Origin of the sequence: Mycobacterium sp. E1747, assembly GCF_001667775.1 — a bacterium.
In the GTDB taxonomy this organism is placed as follows: Bacteria; Actinomycetota; Actinomycetes; order Mycobacteriales; family Mycobacteriaceae; genus Mycobacterium.
On sequence record NZ_LZJI01000057.1, the window covers coordinates 1 to 6556 of the forward strand.

4 protein-coding genes and 1 pseudogene are annotated in these 6556 nt (G+C 66.8%); 4 read left to right on the top strand and 1 reads right to left on the bottom strand.

Annotation, left to right across the window (positions count from 1 at the left end; genetic code table 11):
• The 4 genes and pseudogenes from A5695_RS06640 to A5695_RS06655 all read left to right on the top strand — a co-directional run.
• The coding region (locus A5695_RS06640) for an ABC transporter ATP-binding protein (RefSeq protein WP_156749491.1) at window positions 1–1132 on the top strand (1132 nt) is incomplete at its 5' end.
• Window positions 1129–3045, top strand: a complete 1917-nt coding sequence (locus A5695_RS06645) for an ABC transporter ATP-binding protein (RefSeq protein WP_068079331.1) — start codon at window positions 1129–1131, stop codon at window positions 3043–3045. The genes A5695_RS06640 and A5695_RS06645, both read left to right, overlap by 4 nt.
• A gap of 284 nt (window positions 3046–3329) precedes the next feature.
• Entirely contained in the window at window positions 3330–4472 is a 1143-nt protein-coding gene (locus A5695_RS06650) for a BTAD domain-containing putative transcriptional regulator (protein WP_068079332.1), read from the top strand.
• A 128-nt stretch (window positions 4473–4600) separates the two neighbouring features.
• Window positions 4601–5563: pseudogene (locus tag A5695_RS06655) on the top strand (serine/threonine-protein kinase); the annotation flags it as partial.
• A gap of 307 nt (window positions 5564–5870) precedes the next feature.
• On the opposite strand, the gene A5695_RS28935 reads toward A5695_RS06655, so the two are convergent.
• The coding region (locus tag A5695_RS28935; RefSeq protein WP_197515378.1) for a hypothetical protein at window positions 5871–6556 on the bottom strand (686 nt) is incomplete at its 5' end.

Below are 6556 nucleotides of genomic sequence, written 5' to 3' on the forward strand. Positions count from 1 at the left end.
GTTCGCCCGGGAAGGCTACGAGCGGGAGCGGTTCGGCCGAGCCAACGCCGCGCTGTCGGATACCGCGCTGACCGCCGGCAATTGGCAGGCGCTGATGCTGCCGGTGACCACGCTGACGGTCAACGTGTCCAGCGTCGCGCTCATCTGGTTCGGCGGGCTGCGCATCGATCGCGGCCAAATGCAGGTCGGCTCCCTGACCGCGTTTCTGGCCTACTTCACCCAGATCCTGATGGCGGTGCTGATGGCGACCATGACGCTGGTGGTGCTGCCGCGAGCCTCCGTCTGCGCCGAACGGATCACCGAAGTGCTCTCCACCCAGGCCGCCGTCGATGACCCGCAGAGCCCGGTGCTCCCACGCGGCGGGATCACCGGAGTGGTGCGCTTGGCGGGTGCGACGTTCACTTATCCGGGCGCCGACCGCCCTGTGCTGCAGGACATCTCGCTGACGGCACGGCCAGGGACCACCACCGCCATCGTCGGTAGCACCGGTTCGGGCAAGTCGACGCTGGTGTCGCTGATCTGCCGGCTCTACGACGTGACCGGCGGCGCCGTCCTGGTCGACGATGTCGACGTCCGGGATTACCACACGGAGCTGCTCTGGTCCGCGATCGGGCTGGTCCCACAGCGCGGCTACCTGTTCTCCGGGACCGTGGCGGACAACCTGCGCTACGGCAAGGCGGACGCGACCGACGACGAGATGTGGGAAGCGTTGCGCGTGGCCGACGCCGACGGGTTCGTGCGCGCACACGACGACGGGCTGGGGATGCGGGTGGCGCAGGGTGGGATCAATTTCTCCGGCGGTCAGCGGCAACGGCTGGCCATCGCGCGGGCGGTCATCCGCCGCCCGGTCATTTATCTGTTCGACGACTCGTTCGGCGCTCTTGACGTGCACACCGACGCGCGGGTGCGCGCATCGCTGCGGCAGATATCGGGTCAGGCCACCGTCATCGTTGTCACGCAACGCGTTTCGACCGCCGCCCAGGCGGACCAGGTGATCGTCATCGACGACGGCAAGCTGGTGGGCACGGGCACGCACGAATCGCTGCTCACCGACTGCACCACTTATGCGGAATTCGCCGACTCGCAATCGATGACCGCCGTCCGATCGGGCCACGCCGGGGGCGCGCCATGACCGTGACCGCCAACCGCGGCCTGACCCCGGCCCCGACCGGGCGCTCCCGCGACTTCTGGGGCTCGGCCGCCCGGCTGGTGAAACGGCTTGCGCCGCAACGCCGGCTGAGCATCGCGGTGATCAGCCTGGGCATCACCGGGACGGTGATCGGCGTCATCGTCCCGAGAATCCTCGGGCACGCCACGGACCTGCTGTTCAACGGCGTCATCGGGCGGCAGCTGCCCGCGGGGATCAGCAAGGCGCAGGCTGTCGCCGCGGCCCGGGGGCGGGGTGACAACACTTTCGCCGACCTCCTCTCGGGAATGAGCGTGGTGCCGGGCAAAGGCGTGGACTTCGGCGCGGTGGCGCGAACCCTGGCGCTGGCGTTGGGCCTGTATCTCGTTTCCGCGCTACTGATCTGGGCGCAGGCGCGGCTGCTGAACGTGGCCGTGCAGCGCACCATGGTCGCGCTGCGTTCCGACGTCGAAAACAAGATCCACCGGCTGCCGCTGTCGTACTTCGATGGGCGCCAGCGCGGCGAGCTGCTGAGCCGGGTGACCAACGACATCGACAACGTGCAGTCGTCGGTGTCAATGACCATCAGCCAGCTGGTCACGTCGGTGCTGACCATCGTCGCCGTGCTGGCGATGATGCTGTCGATCTCGCCGCTGCTGGCCCTGATCACCGTGGCCACGGTGCCGCTTTCGCTGGTTGCGACGCGTGCGATCGCGCGCCGCGCGCAGCGCCTGTTCGTGGCCCAATGGACGAGCATCGGTCGTCTCAACGCCCACATCGAGGAGACCTACAGCGGCTTCACGGTGGTCAAGACGTTCGGCCACCGGGCCGCCGCGCGGGAGCAGTTCCGCGACCACAACGACGACGTCTACCGGGCCAGCTTCGGCGCCCAGTTCTTCTCCGGACTGGTGGCACCGGCGACGTCGTTCATCGGAAACCTGGGCTACGTGGCGGTCGCCGTGGTGGGCGGCCTGCAGGTGGCCACCGGCCACATCACCCTCGGCGGTATCCAGGCCTTCATCCAATACGTCCGGCAGTTCAACGCCCCGCTGAGCCAGGTGGCCGGGATGTACAACACACTGCAGTCCGGTGTCGCGAGCGCCGAGCGGGTGTTCGACCTGCTCGACGAACCCGAAGAACCACCCGAGCCCGAGCCGGCTCCGCACGGCGGCGCCGTGCAACCGGCCGGACGGGTCGAGTTCCAACACGTGAGCTTTGGTTACCGCCCGAACACCCCGGTGATCCAGGACCTGTCGTTGGTGGCCGAGCCCGGCAGCACGGTGGCGATCGTCGGGCCGACCGGGGCCGGCAAGACCACGCTGGTGAACCTGCTCATGCGGTTCTACGACGTTGACTCCGGACGAATCCTGGTCGACGGTGTCGACATCGCCACGATGAGCAGGCAGTCGCTGCGATCGGGGATCGGCATGGTCCTACAGGACACCTGGCTCTTCGACGGGACGATCGCGGAGAACATTGCCTACGGCCGGCCCGGGGCCAGCCCCGACGAGGTGGCGCAGGCCGCGAAGGCCGCTTATGTCGACCGGTTCGTGCACACGCTGCCCGCCGGCTACGAGACCCGCGTCAGCGGCGGCGGCGGAAATATCAGCGCGGGCGAGAAGCAGTTGATCACCATCGCGCGAGCATTCCTCGCCCGGCCGCGGCTGTTGATCCTCGACGAGGCAACCAGCTCCGTCGACACCCGTACCGAGGCGCTGATCGCCCGCGCCATGTCCGAGCTTCGCCGGGACCGCACGAGTTTTATTATCGCGCACCGCCTTTCGACCGTCCGGGACGCCGACCGCATCGTTGTAATCGAGGCGGGGCGCATCGTCGAACAGGGCGGCCCCGTGGAGCTGCTGGCCCGGCGGGGCGCCTACTACGCCATGACCAAGGCCGGCAACCCAGCCACGAGCTGATTGTCACCACCATGTCCGGCACAGTTGATTTCCCATCGCATGATTTCCCATCGCACGGCTGGCGGCCCAGGGCTGCCCGCCCCATGCGTGTTCGCCTGAGCGCCAGACCCGTTCGCGATACGAACCACACGTCCTTCTGGCGGGAAAGGCTTTTCATAACCCGCGGTGCAGTCAGCGCCCCGGCATTACAGCGCGTCACTACCGAATCGCCGGGATTGATATCACAATGGCAAGCTAGGACATCTCAGGGATGCGCTGCGCAGGACCGGAAGGACCGATAGGCGATGGTGGACAAACGTCTCGAACTCGGTCTGCTCGGACCGTTGGAGATGAGTGTCGACGGCACCCTGGTGGCCTTGGGCACCCCCAAACAGCGCGCGGTGCTGGCCATGCTGCTGATGAACCACAACAGTCCGGTCGGGGTCGACCGGCTCATCACAGCCCTCTGGGACGACGAGCCGCCGTCGGGAGCGCGGGCCAGCATTCATTCCTATGTGTCCAATCTGCGCAAGCTGCTTAGCACTGCCGGCATCGACCCGAGGGTGGTCCTCGCGGCGGCGCCGCCGGGCTACCGGCTCAGCATCGCCGAAAACGCTTACGATCTCGGACGGTTCATCGCGGAAAAGACCGCGGGCGTGCGCGCTGCCGCTCTGGGCAAATTCGAAGACGCCAGCCAGCACCTGACGGCCGCGTTGGCCGAATGGCGCGGACCGGTGCTCGAGGACTTACGCGAGTTCGGATTCGTCGACACCTTCGCCACTTCCCTTGTCGAGGAGAAGATTCTGGTCCACGGCGCGAAAGCGGAAGCCGAAATCGCTTGCGGGCGTGCATCTGCCGTGATCGCGGAGCTGGAGGCGCTGACCGCCGAACACCCCTACCGCGAGCCACTGTGGGCCCAGTTGATCACGGCCTACTACCTCACCGACCGCCAATCCGACGCCTTGGCCGCCTATCGACGCGTCAAGACGACGCTCGCCGATGACCTGGGGATCGATCCGGGCCCCACGCTGAGGTCACTCAACGAGCAGATCCTGCGGCAGGAACCGCTCGACGTGAAACGCACGGCCAAAACCGCCGCCGTCGACACGGTAACGGTGCTCGAACAACACACCATGGTGTCCGGACAGAAGGCGATCGCGTACCTGCACGAGACATCGGGACGCAGTTATCCGCTGCGCGCGGCGGCGACCCGCATCGGGCGGCTCCCGGACAACGACATCGTCCTCGACAGCCCCAAAGTCAGCCGGCACCATGCCGTCATCGTCGACACGGGAACCAGCTTCATCATCAACGACCTCCGGTCGTCCAACGGGGTGCACGTGCAGCAGGAGCGGATCCGCTCGGCCGCCACGCTGCGCGACGGCGACCACGTCCGCATCTGCGACAACGAGTTCACCTTCCAGATCGCGGCGGACACCCAGGTTTAGCGTTCGGCCGGCGCCTCGGCTCAAGCGGATTGGGGTCGTGGTTGCTGGGTGTGGGGGTTGCGGCCGGGTGGTGTGCCCGGCAATTGTGGGGTGTCGGTGCTGTGGTGGTTGGGTGATAAGGATCGTCGATGAGTGATGAGCAGGTCTCGCGGGTGGGCACGGATTTCGGGCCTTATCACCTAAAGCGGCTGTTGGGCCGGGGTGGGATGGGCGAGGTCTATGAGGCCGAGCACACCGTCAAGGAGTGGACGGTGGCGGTCAAGCTGCTCTCGGAGACCTTCAGCAAGGACCCGGTGTTTCGGGAGCGGATGAAACGCGAAGCGCGCACCGCGGGTCGTTTGCAGGAACCGCACGTGGTGCCCATCCATGACTACGGCGAAATCGACGGGCAGATGTTTTTGGAGATGCGCCTGGTCGAGGGCACCGACTTAGACAGCGTGCTCAAGCGGTTCGGCCCGCTGGCCCCGCCGCGCGCGGTGGCCATCATCACCCAGATCGCCTCGGCCCTGGATGCCGCGCATGCCGCCGGGGTGATGCACCGCGACGTCAAGCCGCAAAACATTCTGGTCACTCGTGATGATTTCGCCTATTTGGTGGACTTCGGCATCGCCAGTGCGACCACCGATGAAAAGCTCACCCAGTTGGGCACCGCGGTCGGGACGTGGAAATACATGGCCCCGGAACGCTTTTCCAATGCCGAGGTCACCTACCGCGCCGACATCTACGCCCTGGCCTGCGTGCTCTACGAATGCCTCACCGGCACCCCGCCCTACACCTCGAGTAGCGCGGGGGCGCTGGTCACCGCCCACACCATGAACCCCATCCCCCACGCCAGCGCGCTGCGGCCGGGCATCCCCAAGGGCTTCGATGCGGTGATCGCGCGTGGGATGGCCAAAAAGCCCGCCGACCGCTACGCCAGCGCAGGCGACCTGGCCCTGGCCGCCCACGAGGCGCTCAGCGACCCCGACCAAGACCACGCCTCCACCATCTTGCGCCGCAGCCAAGAAGCCACCCTGCCCGGCACCGTCATCACGCCCGCCCCGCCGCCCAGCACACCGCCACCAACCCCGCCGGCCAACACGCCCCCCCCCGCGCATCACAAATAACCCAATCCACTTGGCTCGAGGCGCGCTTCGAGGATTGGTCAAGAATACGGCGAGCGGGTGTTTGGACCCTTACCGCAGAGCCACGCCGGAACGAAGGGAACGCAGGTGCTGACCATGACGGGGGCCGCGGGATACGGTGTGTACTGCGTTGGATATCGGTCGTTGTCGGTGCAACTGTGATGTGCCGCGCTGGCGGTCACTGGTGTCCCTGTGATGGTGAAGTTCCGCGGCTAGGCCGACACTGACCGGCGCTCGTGAAAGCCTGTCGGAGTTGCGGTTTGGCCACATCAATTCAGCCGCCGTAGTTGGTCCACCACGTATGCAGGTCCTCGAGGGCGGGAGGATCGCCGTAGACGTCACAGAGCAGGAGTTTGGCGTCGTTGGTCCAGATCATGTTCGGGTGGTTCTTGTAGGTGCCGCACGCGATGGAGCCGGCGCTCACCGTCGGGGTGCTGTCGTGGTGCCAGCCGTCCGGTGACGGGCCGGCCCCGGGGCAGTTGAGCAGCTGCACGGCCGCGATGTCGTCGTCGAACGCCTTCTTCAGCGGATCGGCACTGGCGAACAATCCGTAGACGGCGCGGGAAGGGCCGCCCTGGTTGGTGTTCTGGTCGCAGTCCACCATGGCCACCGCATTCACCCAGATGCTGTTCGCCTTCGGGGTGGCGGGCGTGCAACCGCCATTGGGATATCCGGCGGGCAGCAAGCTCAGCAGCTTGCTCTGCGGGGTACCGGCCCGGGGGGTCGTCGTGGTGGTGACCGTTTTGCTGGTTGTCGTGCTCGTCGTGGTCGATGTGCGGTTGGCCTGCGGGTTGCTGTCGTCGCCTCCCATCACCATCGCGATAACGACCGCGGCGATGACGAGGACGACGACCAGTGCGGCGACGCCGGCGATGATGGGCCAGGGGTTGCGGCCGGGTGGTGTGCCCGGCAATTGTGGGGTGTCGGTGCTGTGGTGGTTGGGTGATAAGGATCGTCGGC

Coding starts and splice junctions, on each gene's coding strand:
- A5695_RS06645 (WP_068079331.1), top strand. CDS start 1,129: ATGACCGTGACCGCCAACCGCGGCCTGACCCCGGCCCCGACCGGGCGC.
- A5695_RS06650 (WP_068079332.1), top strand. CDS start 3,330: ATGGTGGACAAACGTCTCGAACTCGGTCTGCTCGGACCGTTGGAGATG.